A 26,217-nucleotide genomic window follows, 5' to 3' on the forward strand; every position below is an offset into this window, starting at 1 on the left:
GCCAGAGACTTTTAGCGTCCTCCACTCATCGGTAATTGACAAAGTCATGCACTTGTAACACTCGAAATCGCCGGATGCACAGCATTCCAATCGTTCTTTTCAGCGTCAGGCGAGCCCAGTCTCACCGCCCAGCAACCGGCTGAGGCGATCCTGGTCTGGGCAGAATCACTGCCCGCACCACAAGCGACAATCCAAAGCTGATCAGCACAGCGCGGATCAGCAACTCTGCGTTGTATTGCCAGCTCAACGTCGCAAAGCTGGCAAGGACTCCCAGCGGCATTATCTCGCCAAGCAGCGCGCGTCGCCAATGGGGCTTCTGCCCGCTCGCCACCACCCGAGGCCGCAGGCTGGGAACCAGGCGGGGAACAGCTTTGAAGTAAGCGGCGTATGACTCGCCCAGTTGTGCGTCGAGAAAAGCTTCTTCGCCCAGAATCAATCGCAGCAGGAAAATGGTGAGCAGAACCATCGTCACAAGCGCGCCGGTCGGTGACATCAACACAGAGATAGCAGCCACCATCAGCCAGCTTCCGAGATAGAGCGGATTGCGCACATATCGGTACGGACCATCGGCCATGACCGCTCCGGCCTTCATCTCAGTGTTGTTGACAGTTCCCGTGCCCAGGTGAGCCGTTCCCCACACGCGCACAGCGGCAGCCGCAGCCGCAACCAGAATCGTAAGCGCCGTCGCCAACCGAATGCCCACTGCGGAAGAGATCCCCAACCCGCTAATTTCAAATCCGAGCCACAACCACGCTGTGGTTCGTGTACCCCAGTGCAGATACTCGATCCACGGCGCCCAGAACCCAAGCACGATCACCAACGTCATGAAAATCAACCGAAATCGGAACTCCAGCGCAGTGGCTTTCATCATCTTCCTCACCCATCGTCCAGACTAAACTGATCCACACGAAATCGATGCAGGCAATCCGTCGTAGCGAATTCCACGATTCGCCAGCTCAACCCGCGAGGGCCACATTGCCTACAATGACAGAGTGTCCATCGACGTCTCAGCCAGCGAAACCATTGCAGCCATTTCCACTCCTGCCGGCCGCGGCGGCATCGGCATCGTTCGACTGAGTGGTTCCGAAGCCCTCCAGATTGCCGAGCAGCTCGTGAGCCTTCGTGGTCCACTGGAACACGCGCGTGCCCGCCTCGCGGACGTCCTTGATCCCGAGCGCCCTGAAGATAGTTCCAGAATCGACGAAGCGTTGGTCACGTGGTTCGCCGCGCCCAATTCCTACACAGCCGAAGACCTCGTCGAGATAGCGGCGCATGGTTCGCCCATCGTACTCAATCTGCTCCTTCGCCAGGCCCTCGCCCTGGGAGCGCGCCTCGCCGAACCTGGTGAATTCACCCATCGCGCCTTTCTCTCGGGACGCATCGACCTCACGCAGGCTGAAGCAGTGCGCGATCTGATCGAAGCGCAAACACTGACTCAGGCGCGCCTCGCCGCCAGCCAGATGGGCGGCGCGTTGAGCGCGCGCGTCATGCCCGCGAAGCACGAATTGCTGGAGTTGATAGCATTGCTTGAGGCAGGAATCGACTTCGCTGAGGACGACCTCGCCGTAGCGCCGGAGTCCGAAATTGCGCGCCGAATCGCCGCGATTCGCCCGCCGCTCACGACGCTCCAGGCGACATTTGCTCACGGACGCATCTTTCACGATGGCCTGACGCTTGCAATTGTTGGCCGTCCAAACGCTGGCAAAAGCTCCGTCTTCAATGCTCTTGTTGAGCGAGATCGCGCCATCGTGACCGCAATTCCCGGTACGACGCGCGACACCGTCACCGAGCGCATCGCGCTGGGCGGCATTCCGCTCGAACTGGTCGATACAGCCGGTCTGCGTGAGGCAGCCGACGAAGCCGAGCGGCTGGGCATTGTGCGCAGCCGCGAAGCACTGGCCGATGCAGCGATTGTGCTCATCGTCATCGATGCGTCTGAGATGGGACCGGCCACTAAGCTCCATGACGAAGAGCGCCGCCTCATCGAGTCCGTGCAGGGCCGCGCGGCGCTTATCGCGTTGAACAAATGCGACCTGGTCTCCGGCGTATCGAACCCCGCCGTACACGATTCGCTCGACGGCACAGAGTTGCCGGTCCTTGCGACCTCGGCTGTAACAGGGCAGGGGATTTCCGAACTGCGTGAAGCCATCCTTAAACTTGCCACCGGCGGAGCCGCAGCCGAGCCAGGAATGCTGACCAGCTTTCGTCATCACCAATCCATCACACAGGCCATCGAAGGACTGGACGACGCAGCTAATGCCGTCGCCTCGGGCATTCCCCACGAGATGGTCTTGCTGGACCTCTACCGTACACTGTGGGCGCTCGATTCGCTGACAGGACAGACCACTCCGGACGACATTCTGAACCTGATCTTCAGCACCTTCTGCATCGGAAAGTAGCCGGAATTGTTTCTGATTCTCGCATTCGGTATTGCCGGCGAAGCGAGGAGCGAACAGCGCAGGCCACGTGCATAAAATTTGCTCGTTCCGTATTGCTATGTAAACAAAGTGCGTGAAGGAAGTCAGTTTTGGTTCAGCACCCCACGGATTTTACTTGCTAGTTCTAGTCGCGTATATGGCTTATTCAGTAACTCTACCGTTTCGCTCAAGACTCCCCTTTGAATAAAGGCGTCTTCTGCATAACCAGAACAGAACAGAACCTTTAAGGCCGGGTTAAGCTGGCGCGCTTCTTGGGACAGTTCATGGCCATTCATTCCGCCCGGCATAACCATATCCGTAAACAGGAGCTTGATGCTGCCGTTTTCTCGAACGGCATTCAGCGCGTCTTTTCCGGTAGCTGCCTCAATAACTTGATAGCCTAGAAGACCCAGTTGCAACTTCGCAAACTCGCGCACATTGTCGTCATCTTCCACCAGCAGGATAACTTCCGAGCCACTGCCTCCAGGAGCAGGCTCCTGTTGACTCATCGCTATCTCGCTTTCCTGAACGGACCGCGGAAGGTATATCTTTACTGAAGTGCCAAGCCCAGGCTCTGAATAAATCTTCACATGGCCCCGAGACTGTTTGACAAAGCCATACACCATGCTCAGTCCCAGGCCAGTGCCTTTTCCAATCTCCTTGGTGGTGAAGAATGGGTCGAAGACACGGCTTAGAATCTCCTGGCTGATACCGCTGCCTGTGTCAGATACTTCAATGAGGAGATAGTGCCCCGGTGTAACTTCCCGGTTATGTTGTGCGTAGCCAGCGTCCAGAATCTTGTGATCTGCCCGTATCGTAAGAGTTCCGCCCGAGGGCATGGCATCCCGTGAATTTAGGCAAAGGTTGAGCAACGCGCTCTCCAATTGGGTGGGATCAACATTTGCTTCGCAGTTATTCGGGCCCAGGATCACGCGCAGGTCAATCTCGGCGCTGAGCGTACGACGCAGAAAACCTTCCATACCCAAAAGCAGCTTGTTGATGTCGACCGTCTTCGGCTGTAGAGTCTGCCGGCGAGCAAACGCAAGCATCCGATGCGTCAAATCCGCGCCGCGTTGGGCTGCGGTTGATATCATACCCGCCATTTTGCTGAGACGCGGATTCTGCTGAACCTCCTCGCCGATCACCTCGGAGCAGCCCAGAATAACTGTCAGCAGGTTATTGAAGTCATGGGCAATCCCTCCGGTTAGTTGGCCCACCGCTTCCATCTTTTGAGCCTGGCGGAATTGATCTTCCAGTTGCCGCCGCTCCGTGATATCACGGAAGGTCCAGATCCGGCCATAGTAATTGTTTGCCGCGTCCCGAACGGGAGACGAATATCGCTCCAGGATGGAGCCGTCGAGAAACTCAATCTCATCCCTGCTGACTTCCTCAGGATGAGACATGAGATAGCGGGCCTTCTCAGCAAACTGACCGGGGTTCTTGATCCGCGAGGTGACAAAGTCTATCTGTTGGGAAAAGTCCGAATTCTCAAAAACATCTTCCGGCAGTTTGAGCAGGTCGTTCAAGCGCCGGTTTTGGAGTATCTTGTGACCTGCGCCGTCGACGACTAATACGCCGTCCAGAGAGGAGTCCACTTGCGCTTCAAAAAGCGCGGTCCGCCAGCGTAAATCCTTCTCTGCTTTTTGACGGATTTTTTCATTTTGATTTACTTCAAGGGCAAAAGATATATCCATCGCCATTTCGTCCAGAACCTTATTCTCGTCGTCATCGAAAAATCCCAACTCGCCTGCATAAAGACAGAACGTGCCAATGACCTGGCCGCTAGATCGCAGCGGAAATGCTCCGATCGATCGATAACCGTTGTTCAGTGCCTCGGCTCTCCATGGCCGGAATAACTCGTGTTCGACGTCATTGCAGAGGACGTGCTCTCCTTCAAAGAAGCACTGTGCGGCTGGTCGATTGGCCCTTTCCGGATCGTTCAGGTCGATCTTGACGTGATCGAGATATCCATTCACAACGCCGGCGAATGCGATTGGCCGCAGTTCCTGTGCCGTCGCATCGACCATGCCGATCCAGGCCATCCGGAACTCACCCTTCTCCACAGCGATGCGGCAGGCAGATTCCAGAATCGCCTGTGAGTCTTTCTCCCGAACAATTGTTTGATTAATGTCGCTGAGGACCGTATACACACGGTTGAGTCTTCGAACGTGCTCTTCCGCCCGTTTGCGTTCCGTGATGTCGATGTCGATCTCCATCACGCCAGCGGCCTGTCCATCCTTTTGCCGTTGCATGGCCCAGCGGCTGGCTACCACGATCTGTGAGCCGTCCCGGGTAGTATGCAGCAGTTCACCTTCCCAGCGCCCTTTTTGCAGCATGGTCGCTTCGATCTCAGCGAGTGGCTGGGGGAAGACGGTGCCGAGCAGATCGTGCGAGCTTCTGCCCAGCGCCTCTTGCTTGGAGTACCCGTACATCTCTTCCGCGCCACGATTCCAAAAGCGAATCATCCCTTCCGTATTGCGGACCATGATGGTGTCGTGAGCCAGTTCAATAAGATCACTCTGCTCGCGCAACGCAGCCTCTGCGCCGATTCGTGCGCTGATGTCGTTAAAGACAATCGCAACCCGTCGCTGCTCCGGCTCGCCCACGCGATAAGCGCGAACCTCATAGTGACGGTTTAACGCTTTGGCTTCATTGACGAAATGCGCTGGCTCACCGGTTAGTGCGATCTTTCCATAAATCTCAAACCAATGCTCCTCGTGGGATGGAGCAATCTCCCGCATCCGTCTTCCAACTGCGTTATGCACTCCGGTCTGTCGTTCAAACGATGCGTTGACCTCCAGGAAACGGTAGTCGTTCGCCCGGTCCTGCGCATCGAACAAAACTTCAATGACGCAAAACCCTTCATCCATCGAGTTAAACAAACGCCGATAATGCAATTCGCTTTCGCGCAATGCAGCTTCGGCCTTTTCGCGCTCAGTGATATCTTCCGTGAAAACCACAATCCCACCCACTTCGCCAGATGTATGACGCCATGGATGCATTTCCCAGCGAATTTGCTGCAATGAGCCGTCAGATCGTTGGAACGACTCAGAGTCCACGCGCAGCACTTCACCAGCCATTCCGCGACGGTGGGGTTCTTCCCATTGCTCAGAAGCTTTCGGGAAAAGCTCGAAGTGCGACAGACCGGCCACGTTCCTGTCTTCCAAACCATAGTCGGCCAACCAGCGGCGGCTGGCGCAAATGTAGCGCATTGCGGAGTCAAACATCGCCAATGCCACAGGAGCATGTTCGATGAAGACACTGAGTTGTCCCGTGGTTCTCTTAAGAGATTCCGCTGCAATAGTTCGCTGTGTGACATCCAAAGATGTACCGGACATCCGGACTGGAACCCCGGTTGCGTCGCGTATCACGTAGATGGTGTTGCTGAGATACCGCATGGGACCGAGGGCTGGATTTGTTCGGCTTTCAAATTCAAACGCCTCGGCTGAGTCAGCAATATTGTCCATCTGGTGCACAATCGTTCGCCGGTCGTCCTGGTGAACCATCTCGAGAAAATCCTCGAAGGTTGGAGCGCCGGAGGTGGGATTGCGGTAGTAGATGCGGCACATTTCGGCGGACCACGTTCCCTTCCGTGTCGCCAGGTCAACTTCCCAACTGCCAAGATGGGCCAACGCCTGGGCGGTGGCTAAACTGGCCTCGCTAGCAAGCAAGGATTTCTCGATACGCTTTCGTTCCGTAACGTCCATGCTGACGCCGATGAATCGATCAGACCGGCGTTCTTCGCCCTCTCCGATGAAGTACACACGGCCATCCGATGCCAGCCAGTGAATCGAGCCATCCGGCCAGACAACGCGAAAAACCTCGTGCCATACCCCTTCGTCGATTCGGGCCATCGCCTGCCGGAAGCCAAATTCCACTGTCGCGCGGTCGTCCGGATGAATGCGCCCAACCACCTCGTCAAAGGTGATGTGATCATCTGCTTGAAATCCGAACATCCTCCGGCAGTTATCATCGGCGGATATTTCTTGCGTTCCACGGCGGAACTCCCAGGCTCCCAATCCAGCCGCATCGATCGCCAATTGCTTGTATTCCGATACCTGACGCAGCTTGTCTTCGCTGCTTCTGAGGGCTTGTGCTTCCTTATAAGCCGCCACAGAGCGCTGGCTTCGCCGATAGCTCTCGGCTATCAGACTCATGAGTATTCCCATGACGGTGAAGAAAGAAAGAGTTACGACTTGCGAGGCCTTTGCGATTCCAGGCTGTCCCACCGCAGGCAATATCAGATAGCGCGTCGCCAATGCGGATAAAACTGTGGCAAATAGTCCGGGCCAGAATCCGGCAATCATGGCGATCACCATGATTGCTGGGTAGAAAGTGAGAAAAAGGGGTAACTCCATGCGGAAGTACTGAACCATACCGTATCGCAGCAACAAGGATGCAATCACGATTGCGAACGCAATAGCGTAACCAATCGCCGGTCTGTTAGTTACTTGCTTCGAAATTCCAGGCATCGTATTCGTTAAAAAATAACTTCATTGATCGCTCAGTTAGCAAACAATAGCACAGGAAAAGACCATAACATGCTGTCTGAGTGCGCCAAAAATCATACTTAGACACCATGTTCCTGGATCTTGGCATACAGGGAGCTTCTGGGCATTCCCAGACGTTGTGCAGCACGGACAACATTCCCCCCCTCCGCTTCAAGAGCCTGGAGAATATGCCGTTTTTCCATTTCCTTCAGGGTAAGAGTTCCATTTGTAGCATTTTCGGTGAAGTCCTGGCGCAACGGAGCTTCGAACTCAAGTCCAGCCTTGTCGATGACGCCGTCATCGGAAAGCAATGCGGCGCGTTCAAGCACATTGCGTAACTCGCGAATGTTTCCAGGCCAGGAGTATCGCTGTAGTGCCATTCTGGCGTTGTCAGAGATCCGAAGTGGGCCGTGGTTCATGTCGCTTCCAAGTTGCGCCAAAAGCCTGTCCGTGATCAATGGAAGATCTTCCGGGCGTTCGCGCAGCGGAGGTATGCGCAGAGGGAAGGTGTTAATGCGGAAATACAGGTCGCTGCGAAAGGTGCCTTCCGCCGCCAGTTTCTTCAGATCGCGATGGCTCGCCGCAAGGATCTGTACGTCGGTTTTGCGCTCCAGCACATCTCCCAGTCTGTAGAAACGCCGCTCCTCGACGACCTTAAGGATCTTAGGCTGAACCTGCGGATCCATGTCGCCAATCTCATCCAGGAATAACGTGCCATGATTGGCCGCTTCCAGAAATCCGACCTTATTGCTGACCGCGCCGGTGAAGGCTCCTTTTTGGTGACCGAATAGCTCCGATTCAAATAACTCACGGGAGAGCGCCGCGCAGTTCAGATCCACAAAAGCTTCATTGGAACGCGAACCCATTTTGTGCAGCCAGCGCGCCAGCACTCCCTTTCCCGTGCCTGTCTCACCCTGAATCAGCACGGTGACGCTCGCCTCCGACGCCCGCTTCGCCATCTTCCTTAACTCCAGGATGGCCGGACTGTTGCCAATGAAAGGGTCTCGGGCATGGCGCGATTGCTCCAGTTTGCTAACGGCATCCTTTAGCTGGAATCTGGAATGCTCCAATGTATGGCGCAGCATCTTAGTCAGAAAACCGAAGTCGACGGGCTTCGGGATGAATTGTTCGGCCCCGTTCTTGACAGCCTGAACCGCCAGGTCAAAAGTCGCTTCACCGGTAAGCACAATGACTGGAACACGTACGTCGCGGGCCTTGAGCCATGCCAGTAATTCGAATGCTGTGCCGTCCCCTAACTGATAATCCGTCAGAATGACGTTAGGGGTCGATTTCTGAATCTCTAACAAGGACTGGGAAAGGCTATCCGCCGTGATGACTTCGAATCCTTCGACGCCAAGTCTGTCGGAAAGCAAATCCAGCATCAAATCATTGTCATCGACAACCAGAATCTTGTTTCCCATCTCACACTCATCCCGCTTACGATTTCATTCTTTTTCCTTGGGAGCCCGGATGATCTAGAACGATTCAATGAGAGCTACATAGCAAGTCTCAATATCTAAACGGTCTCGGTAGAAAGGTGAGCGCGCAGGGCTCCTCAATCCGACGATCCTCCAGTGATACAAAACATGCTCCATAGCCCGAATCCAACAACGAACATTCCCGTGAAAACATCTCTTTCGAAATATGCCGTTAATTCACAGAAACTTTCGCTTCTGCATGAGCGATGGGGGTGATCTTGAACTCTCCGAAAGCCGAGGCCATGATGTCGTCTTCTGAACAAAATCCAGAATATAGACAATTACGGGAATTCGTCTGGATTATAGACAGACAACCTAACGATCTTCCGCACTTCGTTTGCGGATGATGGGCATAACTGCCATTAAATCAACGCAATAAAAATCAACAGGGCCAATTCCCAAAATGGCCCCATAGATGCAATAGGTACAGCAACGTGACCTCCACATAGTTCAAGTTGCCATAGAACAGGACCGGCAGGACACGTCAGAAGTTGGATATTTTCAGACTCACCCAAATATAGGGACTGACGAAGAGAGGATCTTATGCGAACCCGGACAACGACACATGCAGTACTGCCTGGCCCCGTTTCGAAGCAGAAAGTGGCCCTGATTGACTATTTGCCAATGGTGCGATTTCAGGCGAAAAAAATCCATAGACGGCTTCCTTCCAATGTCGAAATCGATGACCTCTATGCCGCGGGTTTGGTTGGCCTGTGGGAAGCCTATGCCAAATTCAATCCCGGGAAAAACGTCCAGTTTTCGACTTTTGCCCAGTTTCGCGTCCGAGGCGCCATTCTGGATAGTTTGCGCAGCGTCGATTGGGCTCCCAGGAATCTGCGGTCCAAAGGGCGGGCAATCCAGGAGGCGGTCGGGAAGCTGACTTCCCGCCTTAACCGGGCGCCATCTGAAGAAGAAGTCGCCGCTGAACTCAAAATCAGCCTCGAAACTTACCAGCATCTGTTGGGAGAACTGCACAGCCTCGAGGTCGGGACAATTCACCGGACGCCTGATGAAGACTCGGGGGATGAAGTGATGATCTCAATACCAGGCGCGCCGGGCGATGACCCGCTCTTTCGCTGCCTCCGAGGAGAGGTCACCGACCGCATTGCAGGAGCGATAGAGAATCTTTCCGAAAATGAGCGGTTGGTTGTGACCCTTTTCTACTACGAAGAGTTGACACGTCGCCAAGTCAGCGAGGCGCTGGGGATGACGGAAGCCAGAGTGCAGCAGATTCGCAACTCGGCCGTTCTTCACCTGCGCTCAGCACTTTCAGATCTAGCAAGAAGTGGTAATAAGGGCCTCAAACTCGTCCGGAAGACAATCTCGAAATCGCTGCAGCCTGTGATGAAACTGGGTCCCGCAGCGTAATCGTTGCGGGATCGTGTTTGTGCGTTGGCCCACGGAGACCAAGTGAGACTTTCAGCGAATCTACACCTTCTAATACAAAGAGGAGATTCGTTGATGGAGAAACGAAAACTGGGATCTGCCGGGCCTGATGTGCCGGTAATTTGTCTGGGTGCAAACGTCTACGGGTGGACATTACCCGAGGCGGAAACTTTTCGGCAGCTGGACATAGCGCTTGACGCCGGGCTGAACTTTGTCGACACTGCAGATGTCTATTCGCGATGGGCGCACGGTAACATCGGCGGCCAGTCGGAAACGATCATCGGTAAGTGGTTCGCGAAGACCGGCAAGCGCAAAGATGTAATCCTGGCGACCAAGGTCGGGATGGAAATGGGCGAGGGCAAAAAGGGGCTTAAGCCGGCATACATCCGGCAGGCGGTTGAGGATTCGCTGCAGCGCCTCCAGACCGACTACATCGACCTGTATCAGGCACACAAAGACGACGCCGAGACTCCTCTCGAAGAGACGCTTGCGGCCTTCGATGAATTGATCAAGCAAGGCAAAGTACGATACATCGGCGCCTCGAACTACAGCGGTGCGCGATTGACAGAGGCATTGGAAATAAGCAGTAAGCATGGCTTCGCGAAGTACGTCTCCTTGCAGCCGCATTACAACCTTGTCGAGCGTGAGTCCTACGAATCCGATCTGCTGCCAGTAGTGGAGAAGTACCAGGTAGGTGTGATTCCCTACTTCTCGCTCGCCGCTGGCTTTCTCACCGGCAAGTACCGCAGCAAGCAGGACACGGAGCAGGCCGCGCGCGGAGCGATGGTGCAAAAGTACCTCAACGACTGGGGATTCGGAGTCGTTGCAGCACTTGATGAAGTGGCAAACGCCCACGGATCGACTCCCGCGCGTGTAGCCCTCGCGTGGCTCCTCGCTCAGCCCGGCATTACCGCGCCGATTGCCAGCGCAACCAGCGAGAAGCAATTTGCAGATCTGGTCGAAGCCACAAAGCTGAAACTGGATGCTCCATCGATTCAGAAGTTGAACGAAGCCAGCATGCAAAAGTCTCTCGCATAAGCTCGAGCGGCAAAAGGCCTAAAGACGAAACGTCATCTCAGACCGTGTCCGATCCCCCGCGAACGATGCGGGTAGTCGGACCGATTTGATTTCCTGACAAATCGCGATAGAAAAAGCAATCAACCGAGGACAGAGATTCGAAGTCAGTCCTTTGCGAGCCTCAGGCAAGAGAGTTACTCATTTCGAGCTTCAGCTTCCGCCAGCCATCCGCGACGAAGTTTTTCCAACGGAATGCTGGACAGATAGGGTTTGATATCGAGAATCGGAGTTCCATCGAGCATGTCTACACCCAGAACGTGGAGCGATTCGCCCTCTCGGCGTAGCAGCTCAACTACAGTGAGGCCGATTGGATTCGGCCGGCGCGGTGAGCGAGTTGCAAATACACCGTGCGGCCGGTCGTCGGCGGGCGGTTTGCCGATCAGGTCGAAGCCGCCAGAGCGGTCGAAGACCCAGAGTACCATCAGATGCGAGAACCCCTCGATGTTTGTAAGCCCAACTTCGAACTCAGGAAGAATTTTGAGCACGTCCTCTGCCTCGTGCCTGGCGCCAAGGCCCTTGGGAATTGCCGCTTTATCCGTGTAAGGGCTGCTCACGAAGCCAATCGGCCGTGGTGTAAACATAGCTTTCTCGTCCTGTTATGTGCGGATCAGCTTCCCGCCTTAGCTTGCCGGACCATCTCGACCAGCACGGCGCGAGTGTCCTGCGGGGTAGCAACTTCGCGAAGAAAGCTGATGCGAGCGCCTTTTATCCCGCCATTAGTTTTCAATCTCAATGAAAACCCCAGGCGATCAACCGAAGTCATCGCTGCTTCGGTCGCTTCGATCCCTGCGTATGACCGGGCCAGCAGGATCATCGCATCCACATGATCCGCGTTCATGTGAGTGAGGATGCCGGGCGCGGTCTGGGCAAGCGGGTCTGGAGCTGCGCGTTCATAGTCCTGGGAGTCAACCCAGCCCATTACGCCAAATCCACCGACGTAATACAAATCAACAGGTTCAAGGCGGAAGAAGTTGAAGTCGGAAAAGTCAATCCAGTAGCGGCTGTTTTCATGGCGAGTGAGATACTGCTCCCGAACAGAAGCGAGCTCCTCTTCTGACACCGGTTCGGCATGCCCCAGCAGAGTGGCTCGCGCGGCCCCAAGTGCGTCTCCATCTGAACTCGGTTCGCCGACGAAGAGGCTGCAGCGCGGATCTTCCTTCAAATTCTGCGTATGCATCGCCATGTTGCTGATGAGGAAGATGGGCCGGCCTGCAGAGTCCAGCGCGAAGGGCATCAATGAGCCGAATGGAAACCCCGGATGCTTCCGGGAGAGAGTAGACAGCGTTCCGGTCGGCACGAGTGACAGGAGGGTCTGGACGCGCTCGGCGTGGGTCGGTTCCGGTAGTTGCGGCGCTACTGGCCCGGTATGTGCGTGCTGGCGGGTTGTGGATTCATTTGGCACCATTAGCGTTCCACTCGCTTCTCCCATTGCAACGGGTTGGCGATAGGACGAGTGGCGGAGGGAGAGGGATTCGAACCCCCGGTACCTTTTCAGGCACAACGGTTTTCAAGACCGCCGGTATAAACCGCTCACCCATCCCTCCGATCGGGAATCTAAACCTTAGATCATTGTACCCCGGTTCCGTTCTTGCATTGAGCCGGAACCGGGGTCGTGAGGCCTATCGTGTGTGCCGCAGCGCTATTGGATCGCTTAAGCAGGCCTTGAGGCAGGGCAGAGTGGTCCAACTCATTGAGCGCGAGCTTTTGGAGGGGAAACAAAGAGCGGAAAGAGCGTAGAGACAGCCATAATTCCACCAATAACGTGCAACCCTCCGCCGTAGGATCCCGACGCCTGACGAAGATTGGCTATCAGCAAAGGACCGAAGGCGCTCGCAGCGCCCCACGCCGTGAGCATCAACCCGTAGATGGGCCCTACGTTCTTGGAGCCGAAATAGTCTGCCGCAAACGCGGGCATCGTTCCAAAACCGCCTCCGTAGCACATCAGAATCACGAACGAAATTGCGGTCACGATGGCCACGGAAGTAAGACTGGGAAGAAGCCAGAAGAGCGCCACCTGCAGGACGAACATGACCACGAAGGTCCATCTGCGAGTGATGGCGTCCGAGACCCAGGCCCAGAAAACACGCCCGAAAGCATTACCGATGGCGACGATCCCGACCATTCCGGCGGCGACTGCCGCAGATGCCTTTGTAAGTTCCTGAAAGATCGGTGCTTCCTGCGAAATGATTGAGATGCCGGCGCAACTGTTCAGGAAGAGAAGAAGCCAAAGCGCCCACCATTGCCAGGTCTTGAGCGCGCCGCCCAGGGTATAGTCTGATTTAGCGCGCTGGGAGGCCTGACTGGCTGAGGGTTTCCAGCCAGCAGGCTTCCAACCCGCCGGCGGGTTCTGCATAACGAAGCCTGTGGCCATGGTGATCACCAGGAATCCGATTCCGAGCCACGCAAAAGTTTGCATGATGCCAATGCTTTGAATCAGCCGATTAGCCAGTGGGGCAGTGACCAGCGCTCCAGCCCCGAATCCGCCGACGGCGATTCCAGTAATAAGTCCACGGCGATCAGGGAACCACTTCACCAGAACGGCAACCGGGACAATGTAGCTGAAGCCAAGTCCGATGCCGCCAATGACACCATAGCTGATGTAAAGCCACCATAGTCTGTCCGCGGAAAAGCTTGCCAGGAAAACGCCGAGGCCATATAGAAACCCGCCGGTAAGCGCCACAGTGCGCGGGCCGACGCGGTTATTCCACAGACCGCCAAAGAAAGAAGAGATACCGAGCACCGAAATGCAGATGGTAAAGGTGAGAGTGACGTCCGACGCGGACCAGTGAAATTGACGAGTGAGAGCTTTCTGAAAGACGCTCCAGGCGTAGACAGCTCCTAACGCCATCTGCAGCAAGATGCCGGCGGCTGCGATGCCCCAGCGATTTGAGCTTTGCAAGTAAATTACTCCTTTGATGCTTTTGATGCCAGGCAAATACTTCGGGAGTCTTAATGGTTTCGGTTTGATTGCGTTCGTATCTTTAACTGGTAAGCGAGATTCTTCAGTAATGTGCTGATAAGTGCCATGCCTCGACGCAAATCCCTGCTCGCGAGGGCTGTAAAAAGCGCAAAAAGACTGGGCGGCTCATACGCAACGGACTTTGCGTTGCCAAAGGTCTGGCTGATCGCTTCGCACGTGCCATGTAAGACTTCGGGATCAATCGAACCCAGCATCTTGGCCAGAATGATCCCGTTCCGCATGATACGGATCGCCTCCGGCGAATTCGCCCCAGCCGAAGCCGCCTCGACGAGCTTGTCCGATGCCTCGAGAGCTCCGCGTACTGTCGTGAATACGCCGTGCTCGTGTAACTGCTGTAATAACTCGTAGCTATCCAGCAGCGCCGCGGCATATTCAGCCGGGGCCTGTTCCAGGCGCGTAAGCAACTCCTGTTTAGGATCGCGAGGAGGTATCTTGAGTGCAATCGGTTGAGCCATAGCTATTCCTCTCCTTGCTTAGTTTCCCGCTGTCTTGATCTGTACCAGTTCCTGCCCCGGCATCCGGTAATCCGCGCGCTTCCACTTGCGCTCCACCTCAACACCACGCTGTGGCGTCGGATGGCCGAAGCGCGAATTCGTCTTTGGCAGCGGACTCTTTGCGGGGGCCGCAGTTGTCGAAGCCAGCACCTTCATGTGTACGGATGTTTCCTTGTATGCCGGTGTGTGCGTAGCGGTATCGGTGTGGCTGCTGGTGAGACGATTCACGGCCTCATCCATGTCGTCCATGGAGTTCATCGGCATATACAGTTCGTGGTCATGAACTCGATCTGTGACGAGCGTCTGTACGCGCACTTTCCCATAACGTGATGTAAGCTGTACCCAGCTACCCGATTGAATTCCCCGTTCGCCCGCGAGAGACGGCGAGACCTCAACAAAGGCACAAGGCGTCTTCTCGCGAATGCCCTCCGTGCGATAAGTCATATTTCCTTCGTGGAAGTGCTCCAGAAGACGCCCGTTATTGAGATGCAGATCATACTCTTCGTCAGGCTGATCTGTAGGCTCCGACCATGCAACGGGATAAAAGCGCGCCTTGCCGTCCGGGAATGCAAACTCCTTTGTGTAAAGCAAAGGCTGATCGCTGCCATCCGCTGCCACCGGCCATTGTAGCGTCTTATATCCTTCCAGCCGCTCATAAGTCACGCCCGCCATCAGCGGGGTTAGCGGAGCTATCTCTTCATAGATTTCAGATGGGTGCTGGTAGTTCCAGTTCGCTCCCAATCGGTTGGCAATCTCCTGAATGATCTTCCAGTCCGGGCGACTCTCTCCGAGCGGCTCAAAAACCTGATAGAGCCTCTGAATACGCCGCTCCGTGCTCGTGAATGTGCCTTCCTTTTCAAGGCTCGGGCTCGCCGGCAAAATAACATCGGCAAAACGGCAGGTCTCCGAAAAGAAGATCTCCTGCACGACAAAGAAATCGAGCTTGGCTAATGCGTCGGCGACATAATTCGCATTCGAATCCACCAGGCTCATCTCTTCGCCAAAGAGATACATGCTCTTCAGCTTGCCTTCGTGAATCGCATCGATCATCAAGTGGTTGTCGAGGCCCGGCTTCGGTGGCAATGGTACGCCCCACGCCTTCTCGAACTTGGCCCGAATCTCCGGATCGTCAACCTTCTGATAGCCGGGGAAGTAATTCGGCATCGCGCCGTGATCGCTGGCCCCCTGCACATTGTTATGCCCGCGCAGCGGATACGCGCCCGCCCCAGGGCGCATATAATTCCCCGTGGCAAGCAGTAAGTTCGAGATAGCCGTCGAAGTATCCGACCCCATCGAGTGCTGCGTAACTCCCATCGCCCACAGCACGCAAACGCCATCGGCTTCGGCGATCATGTGCGCCACCTGCTTGAGTGTCTCGACAGCAATACCGCAGCGCTCGCTGGCCATCTCCAACGTGAAACTATCGAGGCTCTTCCAATAAGTGTCTGTACCGTTGACCCACTGCTTCAGGAACTCAGTCTTGGCCAGTCCGTTATCGAGAATGTAGCGCGTAATTGCAGAGAGCCAGAGCAGATCGGTGCCAGGGTTGGGATGCAGGAACACATCGGCGCGCCGCGCCATTTCATGCTCGCGCAGATCGGCAACAATGAGCTTCTGCCCGCGCAGCTTGTGCGAACGCTTCACACGAGTCGCGAGCACCGGATGGCTCTCGGCGGTGTTGCTGCCGATGATGAGCACCAGCCCGGCCTTTTCAATATCCTCGATCGATCCCGCATCGCCGCCGTAGCCGACCGTGCGGAAGAGCCCCGTCGTTGCAGGAGCCTGGCAGTAACGTGAGCAGTTATCCATGTTGTTCGTGCCGACAACCGCGCGCGCCAGCTTCTGCATCAGATAGCTTTCTTCATTCGTACACTTCGAGGAAGAGATGAAAGACAGCGCGTCCGGACCGTACGTAGTCTTTATCTCGGTGAACTTACTCGCAACCAGCGTCAGTACCTCATCCCACGTAGCCTCGCGGAATTCGTTTCCTTCGCGAATCAGGGGTTTCGTAAGCCGCTCCTGGCTGTTCACATACTCCCAGCCGAACTTGCCCTTGATACAGGTAGAAATCCCATTCGCGGCGCCATGCGCCGGCTCAACCTTCAGAATGTGCCGCTCGGTCTTCGACTCCTGCGTCCAGATATCAAAGCTGCAACCGACGCCGCAGTAAGTGCACACCGTTTTGGTCTTCTTGATGCGGTCTTCGCGCATCGCAGATTCAATCTCCGAAACCTGGAGAATCGCCCCGTATCCCAGCTCCGGCTCAATGCCCTTGACCACGTCGATCATGTTATTGAGCGCCTGCTTCGGCAGACCCGTAAAGTAGCCCGCGTGTTGCAGCATGGGCTTCTCCATCAGCGCATTACACGGACACACCGTCACGCAGTGGCCGCAGGAGACGCAACTCGATTCTCCAATCGGCGCGCCTCCATCCCACAGCACTCGTGGATGATCCAATTCCCAGCCAATCGACAGCGTCTCATTCACCTGCACATTCTGGCAGGCCTCTACGCAACGCCCGCACAGGATGCACTGATCCGGGTCATACCGATAGAAAGGATTCGACATATCCACTGCATACGGCTTGGGCTTATATGGAATCGTCTGATGCTCGACTCCCAGCAGCGCTGTCGTGTTATGAACCGTGCAGTTGCCGTTGTTGTTATCGCAGACCGTGCAGTAGAGCAGATGATTGCCTAGAATGCGGTCAAACGCCTCACGTTGCGCCGCGTCGGCCAGAGGCGATGCGGTCAGGACGTGCATCCCTTCCGCCGCTGTCGTTCCGCAGGCCCGGGCGAGCTTTCCATCGATTTCGACCATACAGGTATCGCAGGTCTGAATGGGACCAAGCCTGGGGTGGTAGCAGACTTGTGGCAGAGCAGCGCCCGAATCAGCAATGGCCCGATTGATCGCCTCAATCAAAAGTTCGCCAGGCTTAACTTTGCAGGTCTTACCGTTGATCAGGATCGTAGGAGCTGAGGACATAGCTAATTGAACCTTCCTGGGCACGAATTCCTCGCGCCACTAAAAAAGGAATAATACTCGCCAGATTCGCGACACGAAAGCCGCTTGTCTGCCAAGCATTTGGATGCCACAAGCTTCCGATTCGGCGCAGCGACGTTCGAGAAAAGAGGTAGCTCCGATACACGCGACGCAAACACGATTTGGCCCGATGAAAACAGTTACGCTGACTCATCGAAAGGTCGTCGGGAACGGGCGTTCCACCTCGCCAGATTGCAAAGAAGCTCGGTCAAAGCAGCCATCCCTGCCGTTTGCCATAAAACTAGTTGAACGCTTGCGTCGGGGCTGTGGCGCGCACCGGCGAGAATTCAAGGCCAGAACCTGCCCGAAAGTGCTACAAAGTGTTCATGGCAAAGCGCAAAGCCTCCGGACCCCTGCCGGGTCAAACCATCAGTCTGCGAACGCTGGGCGAGTACCTCAATCTCTCGCCGGCCACGATCTCTCTGGTCCTGAACAACGCCGCCGGCGTACGATCCATCCCCCAGGAAACACGCGAGCGTGTGCGCGAAGCCGCCAAGCTCTTTGATTACAGGCCAAGCTTTTTCGCACGTTCCCTGCGCAAAGGGCAGACATTCTCCGTCGGCGTGCTCGTTCCCGACCTCAGTGACGGTTACGCCGCTCAGGTTCTCGAGGGCGTCGAGGATGTGTTGCTGGAGGAAGGCTATTTTTATTTCACCGCCAGCCACCGACGCCGGCAGGATCTCCTGGAGGAGTATCCACGCCTGCTTCTATCCCGCTCCGTCGAGGGGTTCATTGCCATCGACACCGCGCTGGAGCATGAACTGCCGGTTCCCGTCGTGGCTGTCGCAGGCCATCGCAAGATTTCGGGAGTGACCAACGTCGTACTCGACCAGACGCGCGCGGCCCAACTCATCCTGACCCACCTGCACCAACTCGGCCATCGCAAGATCGCCTTTATGCGTGGCGGCAGCCATAGTTCCGACGCCGACGAGCGCTGGGAATGCCTGATGCGGGCCGCGCGCGATCTGAAGCTGGCTATCCGGCCCGAGTGGCTCGTGCAACTCGAGCTCAAAATCTCAACGCCGGAGCTTGGCTACGTTCCAACCATGGAGCTTCTGAACCGAAGAACAAATCCGGCGGACCCGGACGGTCAATTCACTGCCCTGGTCTGCTACAACGACATCGCCGCCATCGGAGCGATCCGGGCACTGCGCGAGAACCGGTTGCGAGTGCCGGAAGACGTCTCCGTCGTGGGTTTTGACGACATTCAGGCCGCAGCCTTTCAAAATCCCAGCCTGACTACGGTTCGACAGCCATTGCGCAACATGGGAACCACAGCCGCGAAGATTCTCTTGCGTCGGATTCGCGCCCAGGGGAGCGACCCTGAGATGGTTCCAGTAATTCCCGAACTGGTGATTCGCGAGTCGACCCTGCCACCCAAGACTTCCAGATCGAGGAAATCTCGTGCTCGTGAGCCGTTAGCTTCCAGCCTCTAGCTAAAAGCTGGCAACTGGAGGCTACTCTTGCCGCTTGCCCTCGATCTCATCCGCCAGCTCGCCCGCCCCATACAGCTTGCGCAGCGCTTCGATCATGCCCGCGCTGTGCACAGCAACGGCGCGGTTGCGCTCGCCCTCATACACAAAGTCCCCGGCCAGCGATTCGATATTGCCATCGAAGATCAGCCCGACCAGTTCCCCATTGCGGTCAACCACCGGCGAGCCGGAGTTGCCGCCAATAATATCTCCCGTCGAAACAAAATCAATCGGTGTCGCCAGGTTCAACTTCGATTGAGCATCGGCAAAGTGCTTGGCCAGGTCAAAGGGAGCCTTGTCGCTGAAGCTCGTCGCGCGGTCATACAGTCCATAGAAGGTCGTAAACGGCGGAGCAACCGTGCCGTTCATCGGGTAGCCCTTGACCGTTCCATAGCTGAGCCGCAGCGTAAAAGTCGCGTCGGGATAGGCATTCTTACCGTATGCCAGGAAGCGCGCCTTCCCCAGCTTCTCTTCAGCCGGTGTCAAGACGCTTTCGATCTCATCGTGGATCATGCGGTTGCGTTCCCGGACAATCGGGTCCAGCCGCCTGGCCACTACGATCATCGGATCGGTGGACGCAGCAACGGCCGCCTCGCCGCCATCGAGAAGCGCTTTGCGAACCGCCGGATCGGCAAGCTTCGTCCCGTCCACTAATGCATTGGAAACCGCCACGGGGTCGCCGCCCTGCAGCACGGCCTGCATGTACGCGTCATCCTTGCCCAGCTTCTCGGTTCCCTGCGTCAGCGCGCTGGTCATGAAAAGCTTCTCCGTAGCTGGATAAATCGGCGCGGGCGACAGAAGCTGGTAGCGCAGCGACTCCAGGCCAGCCTCATGGAAAGCAGCCAGCCGCTCGCCGTCCGGCTTCTTCACCTCAGCCACATACTGCACGATCTGCAAGGCCAGCCTCATAAGGGTGCTGTCCGTGCGGCGGTAGATGCTTCCGGGGAAGAGAGGCCGCTGCTTGCCGACTGCTGCCGAGATCGTCTCCCACGTATTCCCGTACTCGCGCTTCCATTCCGGATTCGCGTCGATCCTGCTTCGAAAATCGGTCTCCTCAGCCTGTTTCTTTGCGGTTACGGCCTTATCATTTAACGCCTCGTCGCGTCCGACATAAGCTTTCAAGGCGTTCTGCAGTCCAAAGATAAGCGTAGCAACCTGGCGCGCCTGCTCCGGCCCCTGTGTGGCATACTGCTGGGCGACCTCAATGCGGTGTTTGAAATAGGCGATAGCGGCCGGCTCAACTACTTCGCGCTCCATGCTCAATTGAGCCACGGTATCCTGCCGTTGCGTCGAACCGGGATGGCCGGAGATGAAGATCAGGTCGCCATCCGCGGCGCCCTTTACGTTCCATTTCAGAAAGTTGTCTGTGTGGATCGGTTTGTCGTTCTCATACACCCGGAAGATGGCCATGTCCAGGTCATAGCGCGGATAGGTAAAGTTATCCGGATCGCCGCCAAAGAAGGCCGCCTGTTGCTCCGGCGCAAAGACCAGCCGCACATCGTTGTATTTCTTGTAGCGATACAGCCAATACTCGCCGCCGTTGTAAAGCGCAACTACATCCGAGCGAAGCCCGGTCTTGTCGGTGCTCTCTTTTTCGATAGCCGCAATCGCCGCGTCGCGAGCCTTCAGCGCCTTTGTCTCCTCCGCAATTCCCCTGCCCGAGGCATCCACCTTCTCTGTCACGTTCTCCATGGATTCGAGCACATCCACTTCAAGATCGGGCGACTTCATCTCCTGATCCGGAGTGGTTGCGTAAAATCCATTCCGTATATAGTCGTGCTCGGCCGTCGAGTTCTTCTGGAGCTGGCCCCGCGCCACATGATGGTTCGTGAGCAGCAGCCCGTCCGCGCTCACAAACGAACCCGATCCCCCATCGTTCAGCCGCACGCTTGAGAGCCGAAGATGGTCCAGCCACTCCTTCGTGGGAACGAAGTTGTATTTCTCCTTGAGCAGCTTTAGCGGAGGATTGTCAAAGGTCCACATGCCCTCTTCTGCATGCAGAATCGGAGTGACAGTCGCAACCGCAACAGTCAGCGAAAGGGCAAGAAACGGCTTTGCCTGCCGCTGGAGCAAGGAAAGAAATCGCGTGAACATTCAGGGCACCTCAACTTCAACTTGCACGAACACTCTGAAATCTAGTTCGATTGAGCAAGTGTAATTTGAACCGGCGCCGAATCGCTGAAATCTGTTTTCAGCGCAAAACTGACCCAATTCCAAATGACGCCCAAAAGGAAAACCCCACTTCGATTCGCTCGAAGCGGGGTCCAGTCCTGTGATTGGGGCAATTGCCGTCAGCGCCGTCCCTGGATCGTTTTGTTGCCGGTCTTTGCAGCGCGTTTCGCCGCCAGCGCGTGTAACTCTCGCCCCATGCCGGAGTTATTGATTCCCAACTGAATTCCCAGGTTGAGCAGGTTGCCCGTGGCCCAGTAGAGCGCGAGGCCGGAAGCAAATCCCCACATCGAAAATCCAAAGATTGCTGGCATCATAAAGGCCATCATCCGCCTCTGCGCCGGGTCCATCCCTGGCGACGGCGTAATAAACTGCACCAGGAACATGCTGGCAATGATCAGAATAGGCAGAATATGCCAGGGATCGGCAATCGCCAGATTCGGCAGCCACCCCCAGCTTGCCTGGCGTAGCTCGATGACGTTGGCCAGCACCCGATAGTAAGCAAAGAAGAGCGGCATCTGCACCAGGATCGGCAAGCAACTGCCATACATATTGATGCCTTCCTCCTTGTAGAGCTGCATTGTCTCCGCATTCATCTCAGCGCGTTTCGGATCGGTAGCCTTGAGATGCGCGTACTTCTTCTTGATCGCCTCCATCTTCGGCTGAACGCGCTGCATTTTCAGCGAAGACTTCATCATCATGAGCCGGGTCGGCAGCATCAGCAGGTTGAAGAAGAGGGTGACGAGAATAATCGCCCAGCCCCAGTTCCCGACGTACCGGTAAACAAAGCGCAGCAACAGGAAGAGCGGCTCGGCGATGACCTTGAGGAAGCCGAACTGGATCAGCGGCTTCAGATCTTCTCCGTCGGTCTTGCCATCCGGGCTGGTCGTGTGGATCGAGCCCAGAACATCGAATTGCAGCGGTCCGGCAAAGAGCCGCGTATTCGTCACGCCGCTCGTGTCGCCAACAGCGACGCCAAGGACCGGCGACTTGAACTTCTCTGCGTTCGGCTGCGCGGCGTCCTTCGGCGCATCGATGGCGTTATGCAGAGTAATGACCGTAGCCCGCGCAGGGACAGACGGCAGAAACGCAGCAGCAAAGTACAGGTCGATCGCCGCTGCATAGTCATACGACTGCTCCAGCGTCGCATTGCCGCTGACCTTATTGGCTGTCACGGAGTCCCGCTTGCCGTCAATCGAAGTGGCGAACTTGCTCGCCGCGTACTGCGACACTTCCTCCTGGTCGCCCAGTCCGCTGGGCCACGCCACCAGCGCCCGCACCGGCAAACCAGATCGAATCACCGAAACCTGCGCATCGATCACGTAGCTGTTGTTGAAAGTGAAGGTTTTGGTGACCGTCAGCGGTCCATTGGCGTACTTGAAGACAATTCCCGCGGGCGCGGCGACGACGCCAGTAGCGGAAGGCTGAAACAACGCCTGATTCAACTCTGCCGTCAAAGCCGGCTCATACGTGTAAAGCGAGAGCGGATAGCCGAAACTCGCCGCCGCGTTCTGATTGACCATATCCAGCGGCCGCCCGTGCGAATCCTTGTACTTCTTGAGAATCCAGCTCTTCACCTGCGCACCGCGATTGGTGAAGGTGATGCGATACAGCTCATTCTCAACAATCGTCTGGCTCTCAGAGGTGGCAACGACTGCCGGGGAAGCGCTCATCGCCGTCACCGCTGACGCGCTGGAGGCAGGCGAGCCCGCAGTCTGCGCCGTCTGATTCGCCGCCTGAGATTGCTGTTGCTGCGTTGGCGTGGGCGTCTGGGGTTTGAAATATTGAAAAGCAAGCAGCGCCACAATCGCCAGCACCGTAAAGGCAAGCATGGAGCGCATATCGCCCCCACCGCTACCCCCCGGGCCCTGTGTTGGAGCGTTCGGATTACGAAGTTCAGCCAATGGGTCAGTCCTATCGTTGTGCGGCCTGTCGTTTCACGGCCTATCGTTGATTGCTGTTGTCTGCTGCGGAGACGCGCCTGATCAAAAGCGCCACCCCTCTATGGTAATGGTTCGCGAAGGGCCGCGTTCGCCAGGCGGCCATGGTCTAAATGGTCTAAATCATCCAACTTGTCCAGATCGGGAATCGTAGAGACCGCCCTGCCAGCTTCCAGTAGCGGAACCGGGTCAAATCCTCCCCGGCTGAATGGATGGCAGCGCAGCAGCCTGCCAAGCGCCATCCCGCCACCGCGCAGCGCTCCATGCACAGCGATCGCCTCGGAGGCATATTGCGAGCAGGTTGGCTGGAATTTGCACCCGGTTGGCAACAGAGCATGAAGTACTGGAGAAGCCCAGTAACGGTAGAGCCGAAGAAATGCGAGCAATATGCGCCTGGTCATGGATTCAGCTGTGTATTCGGCTGCTTATTTTCCGGAGTCTTCGTTCCGCGTACCTGTGCCGCAGCCTGACGGAATATACGCAAAACCTCGCTATCCAGTTTCACAAAATCCATCGTCATCACCGAACGCCGGGGATGCAGGATCAGATCCACTCCATCCGGGAGCGCCGCAATGTGCTGCCGAACAACCTCACGCATCCGGCGCTTGATGCGATTCCGTTCATGCGCCTTACCCAGCACCTTGCCGGCCGTGAGTCCGACACGCGGCCCTTGACTCCCATCCACGCATTCTTGCGCTTCAGCGCGCGCGGCCAGGAACCAGGTCATCGAAGTCGAAAACTGCTTCCGGGTCGCCTTGTACACTCGCTGATAATCAGCGTGTTTGCGCAGCCGCGCGTCACCCGTCCTGGCATCTGGCACATTGGCAGGGTTCTTCGAGCCAACCACGTTGTGTCCTGCAGGCGGCTTCGGGAGCGGAGATTGCGAAACTTGGATCATGGTCAGTCATTGCAGGCTCATACAGCTATTACGCCGCAACCTGATCGGAGTTGCCGCCGCCTCAGCGCTCGTAGAAGCAATTTTGGGCGAGGCGGCGAGGGCTGGCAGTGCTAGTCGCGGAATCCGGCGCTGACAGCGACGCGCTTGCGACCTTGCGCGCGACGGCGGCTGAGCACGGCGGCTCCGCTCTTGGTCTTCATGCGGGCTCGGAAGCCATGGGTCTTGACGCGCTTGCGGCGGTTCGGCTGAAATGTGCGCTTGGGCATGGGAATGCGCTCCTGAATCGTCTTGAGAAAAATTTTGCCTGGTCGAAAGGTGCAACCGGTTCAGTGTACCGGAAATTCCTGCCTGAACGGCAAGTCTCAAGTATAGCGCAGACCCGTTTTGGAATCCAGTCGCCGGCCCGCTCAATTACCGGAAAGACGCCACGGAAAGCTGTTACGTCCGGTGCTTTTCCGGTGGCCCCTCGGGGTGTAAAATCCGAATTCGTACCCAAAATTACCTTGGTTGCGACGGATAGGTATAGCAGTGCAGATGGAAACGAGATCGGTGGTTTTGGTGGACTCACAGCGAGCGCCCAAGTCGGCTTTGGGCTGGTTTCACCAAGGCTGGTGCAATTCCCGGAGTTATGTGAATGAGACGTTGCAGAGGCACCAAATTGTGCTAGTATCGGACCCGTTCAGCAAAGATTCCGAACACACCGCTCAACTGAGTTTCTGTCTACGAAGTCGATGCAAATTTCAGGCGATTCAGCCTGACCGTCTCTCGGCAGATAAGTAATCCAAACCGACGCGCAGTTACCTGCTGCGCGCCGAGGGCGAAGCATTGTTTTTAGGGATGTATCAATTTGGAACAGCGGCCGGAATCTTCGGTTAGTACACAGTCAAGTAAGGAATTCATGATGTCATTCGCAACTACGCCAGCAACGGCGATCAACCCCTGGATGCAGATTCTGGCGGCCCTGGAGAAGAAGGTGAACCGCCAGTCCTTTGAAACCTGGCTCAAGCCCACCCGATTCAGCCACATCGCCGGTCGCACGCTTTACGTGCGCATTCCAACGGAGGAGTTTCAGCATATTGGCGACAAGTACAGCGATCTCGTCCAGGAGGCGATCGATCTGCTCAAGCTGGATCTGGACGACGTAGCTTTCGTCACTGCGGAAGAGGATCCGTCCCAGCCACCGGTTCGCAAGGACGGCGGATTCGGGCCAGTGCCGACTCATGCTATGAGCGCTCCGCCTGTGAACAACGGCGGCCACGCGAATCATTCACCTCAACACGGTCGCCGCGGGTCCTATTCCTCGCAGCCGTTGGAGCAGCAGAGCCGTTTCGACTGGTCCACTGCGGCGCAGCTGAATGCTCGTTACACCTTCGACAACTTCGTCATCGGCAACGGCAACCAGTTCGCGCGCGCGGCCTCGCTGGCCGTGGCCGAACGGCCATCCCGCGCCTACAATCCCCTCTTCCTCTACGGCGGCGTCGGTATGGGCAAAACCCACCTCATGCACGCCATTGGCCACGAGGTAAAGCGACGTCAACCTATTGCAAACATATGCTACGTCTCCGCGGAAAAGTTTACCAACGAGATGATCAATTCGCTGCGAAACGACCGCATGACCAGCTTCCGCGATCGCTTCCGCGGCGTGGATGTTCTGCTCATTGACGATATTCAATTCATTGCGCAAAAAGAGCGCACGCAAGAGGAGTTCTTCCACACCTTCAACGCGCTGCACGAGAGCATGAAGCAGATCGTCATCGCCTCTGATCGCCCGCCCAAGGAGCTTGCGGAGATAGAAGATCGCTTGCGCTCCCGTTTCGAGTGGGGCCTCATCGCCGACATTCAACCGCCGGATCTTGAGACCAAGGTTGCCATCCTGCAGAAGAAGGCAGAGAGCGAACAATCAAGTCTTCCCACGGATGTGGCGATGTTCATCGCTTCCAACGTACGCACTAACGTGCGCGAACTGGAAGGTGCTCTGGTGCGCCTGATCGCCTGGTGCCAGATGAACAACATGGACATCACCCTCCAGTCCACGCAGCAGTGCCTCAAGCAGTTCATCGACACGCAGGTTCGTAAGATCACCATCGATGCAATTCAGAAAGCAGTGGCCGAGAACTTCGCCATGCGCGTAAGCGAACTCAAGCAGAAGAACAACTCGCGGGCTGTGGTCGTGCCTCGCCAGATCGCCATGTATCTGGCCAAGAACCTTACCGAGGCCAGCCTGCCTGAAATCGGACGGCAGTTCGGCGGAAAGCACCACACTACCGTGATGCATTCCATCGGAAAAATTGACGAGCTGCGCCGCACCGACAAGGATCTCAACCGTACCATCAACAAACTTCAGGAGATACTGAACGGATAGTCTCTCCGGTAA

At 56.4% G+C, this 26,217-nt stretch carries 18 protein-coding genes and 1 tRNA gene; 5 read left to right on the forward strand and 14 right to left on the reverse strand.

Features of this window, described 5'->3' with window-relative positions; all coding sequences use genetic code 11:
- Positions 1–121 precede the first annotated feature (121 nt).
- Positions 122–871 (reverse strand): methyltransferase family protein, encoded by a 750-nt coding sequence (locus OHL23_RS06565; RefSeq protein WP_263350990.1) that lies wholly within the window; start codon positions 869–871, stop codon positions 122–124.
- 121 nt (positions 872–992) lie between these two features.
- On the opposite strand from OHL23_RS06565, the gene mnmE reads away from it, so the two are divergent.
- The gene (gene mnmE, locus OHL23_RS06570; RefSeq protein ID WP_317891651.1) at positions 993–2,399 is read left to right on the forward strand and encodes a tRNA uridine-5-carboxymethylaminomethyl(34) synthesis GTPase MnmE; all 1,407 of its coding nucleotides are present in this window, start codon (positions 993–995) and stop codon (positions 2,397–2,399) included.
- A 122-nt stretch (positions 2,400–2,521) separates the two neighbouring features.
- On the opposite strand, the gene OHL23_RS06575 is transcribed toward mnmE, so the two are convergent.
- On the reverse strand, positions 2,522–6,889 hold the full coding sequence (locus OHL23_RS06575; RefSeq protein ID WP_263350991.1) for a PAS domain S-box protein: 4,368 nt from the start codon (positions 6,887–6,889) through the stop codon (positions 2,522–2,524).
- Between the two features lie 98 nt (positions 6,890–6,987).
- A complete protein-coding gene (locus OHL23_RS06580) occupies positions 6,988–8,328 on the reverse strand; it encodes a sigma-54-dependent transcriptional regulator (protein ID WP_263350992.1) in 1,341 nt (446 codons plus the stop codon).
- 600 nt (positions 8,329–8,928) lie between these two features.
- Here OHL23_RS06580 and OHL23_RS06585 point away from each other — a divergent pair.
- Both OHL23_RS06585 and OHL23_RS06590 read left to right on the forward strand, forming a co-directional pair.
- Positions 8,929–9,753: a sigma-70 family RNA polymerase sigma factor gene (locus OHL23_RS06585; protein WP_263350993.1), complete on the forward strand. Its 825-nt coding sequence runs from the start codon at positions 8,929–8,931 to the stop codon at positions 9,751–9,753.
- A 93-nt stretch (positions 9,754–9,846) separates the two neighbouring features.
- On the forward strand, positions 9,847–10,809 hold the full coding sequence (locus tag OHL23_RS06590) for an aldo/keto reductase (protein ID WP_263350994.1): 963 nt from the start codon (positions 9,847–9,849) through the stop codon (positions 10,807–10,809).
- A 173-nt stretch (positions 10,810–10,982) separates the two neighbouring features.
- Here the strand turns inward: OHL23_RS06590 and tsaA are convergent, their stop codons facing one another.
- The 6 genes from tsaA to fdhF all read right to left on the reverse strand — a co-directional run bounded on the left by tsaA (position 10,983) and on the right by fdhF (position 17,307).
- Positions 10,983–11,429, reverse strand: a complete 447-nt coding sequence (gene tsaA, locus OHL23_RS06595) for a tRNA (N6-threonylcarbamoyladenosine(37)-N6)-methyltransferase TrmO (protein WP_263350995.1) — start codon at positions 11,427–11,429, stop codon at positions 10,983–10,985.
- A gap of 26 nt (positions 11,430–11,455) precedes the next feature.
- Positions 11,456–12,253, reverse strand: coding sequence for a HugZ family pyridoxamine 5'-phosphate oxidase (locus OHL23_RS06600; protein WP_263350996.1), 798 nt, complete (start codon positions 12,251–12,253; stop codon positions 11,456–11,458).
- Positions 12,254–12,302: 49 nt separating this feature from the next.
- A tRNA-Ser gene (locus OHL23_RS06605) sits at positions 12,303–12,392 on the reverse strand.
- A gap of 143 nt (positions 12,393–12,535) precedes the next feature.
- Positions 12,536–13,747 (reverse strand): L-lactate MFS transporter, encoded by a 1,212-nt coding sequence (locus OHL23_RS06610; RefSeq protein ID WP_263350997.1) that lies wholly within the window; start codon positions 13,745–13,747, stop codon positions 12,536–12,538.
- Between the two features lie 50 nt (positions 13,748–13,797).
- Positions 13,798–14,283 carry a DUF1641 domain-containing protein gene (locus tag OHL23_RS06615; protein ID WP_263350998.1) on the reverse strand — a complete coding sequence of 162 codons (486 nt, stop codon included), beginning with the start codon at positions 14,281–14,283 and terminating at the stop codon, positions 13,798–13,800.
- An 18-nt stretch (positions 14,284–14,301) separates the two neighbouring features.
- Positions 14,302–17,307, reverse strand: a complete 3,006-nt coding sequence (gene fdhF / locus OHL23_RS06620; RefSeq protein ID WP_263350999.1) for a formate dehydrogenase subunit alpha — start codon at positions 17,305–17,307, stop codon at positions 14,302–14,304.
- A gap of 383 nt (positions 17,308–17,690) precedes the next feature.
- Here fdhF and OHL23_RS06625 point away from each other — a divergent pair, with 383 nt between their 5' ends.
- A complete protein-coding gene (locus tag OHL23_RS06625; protein ID WP_263351000.1) occupies positions 17,691–18,800 on the forward strand; it encodes a LacI family DNA-binding transcriptional regulator in 1,110 nt (369 codons plus the stop codon).
- A 21-nt stretch (positions 18,801–18,821) separates the two neighbouring features.
- On the opposite strand, the gene OHL23_RS06630 is transcribed toward OHL23_RS06625, so the two are convergent.
- From OHL23_RS06630 to rpmH, 5 genes are all read right to left on the reverse strand, one after another.
- The gene (locus OHL23_RS06630) at positions 18,822–20,930 is read right to left on the reverse strand and encodes a S46 family peptidase (protein ID WP_263351001.1); all 2,109 of its coding nucleotides are present in this window, start codon (positions 20,928–20,930) and stop codon (positions 18,822–18,824) included.
- 197 nt (positions 20,931–21,127) lie between these two features.
- The gene (gene yidC, locus OHL23_RS06635; RefSeq protein WP_263351002.1) at positions 21,128–22,846 is read right to left on the reverse strand and encodes a membrane protein insertase YidC; all 1,719 of its coding nucleotides are present in this window, start codon (positions 22,844–22,846) and stop codon (positions 21,128–21,130) included.
- 161 nt (positions 22,847–23,007) lie between these two features.
- Entirely contained in the window at positions 23,008–23,346 is a 339-nt protein-coding gene (yidD, locus tag OHL23_RS06640) for a membrane protein insertion efficiency factor YidD (protein WP_263351003.1), read from the reverse strand.
- Positions 23,343–23,843, reverse strand: a complete 501-nt coding sequence (gene rnpA / locus OHL23_RS06645) for a ribonuclease P protein component (protein ID WP_263351004.1) — start codon at positions 23,841–23,843, stop codon at positions 23,343–23,345. Before rnpA ends, yidD begins: the two co-directional genes overlap by 4 nt.
- Before the next feature lie 110 nt (positions 23,844–23,953).
- Positions 23,954–24,109 (reverse strand): 50S ribosomal protein L34, encoded by a 156-nt coding sequence (gene rpmH, locus OHL23_RS06650; protein ID WP_263351005.1) that lies wholly within the window; start codon positions 24,107–24,109, stop codon positions 23,954–23,956.
- 635 nt (positions 24,110–24,744) lie between these two features.
- On the opposite strand from rpmH, the gene dnaA reads away from it, so the two are divergent.
- Positions 24,745–26,205, forward strand: a complete 1,461-nt coding sequence (gene dnaA / locus OHL23_RS06655) for a chromosomal replication initiator protein DnaA (RefSeq protein WP_263351006.1) — start codon at positions 24,745–24,747, stop codon at positions 26,203–26,205.
- Positions 26,206–26,217: the final 12 nt, after the last annotated feature.

The sequence above is a fragment of the Acidicapsa acidisoli genome, assembly GCF_025685625.1.
Lineage (GTDB): Bacteria > Acidobacteriota > Terriglobia > Terriglobales > Acidobacteriaceae > Acidicapsa > Acidicapsa acidisoli.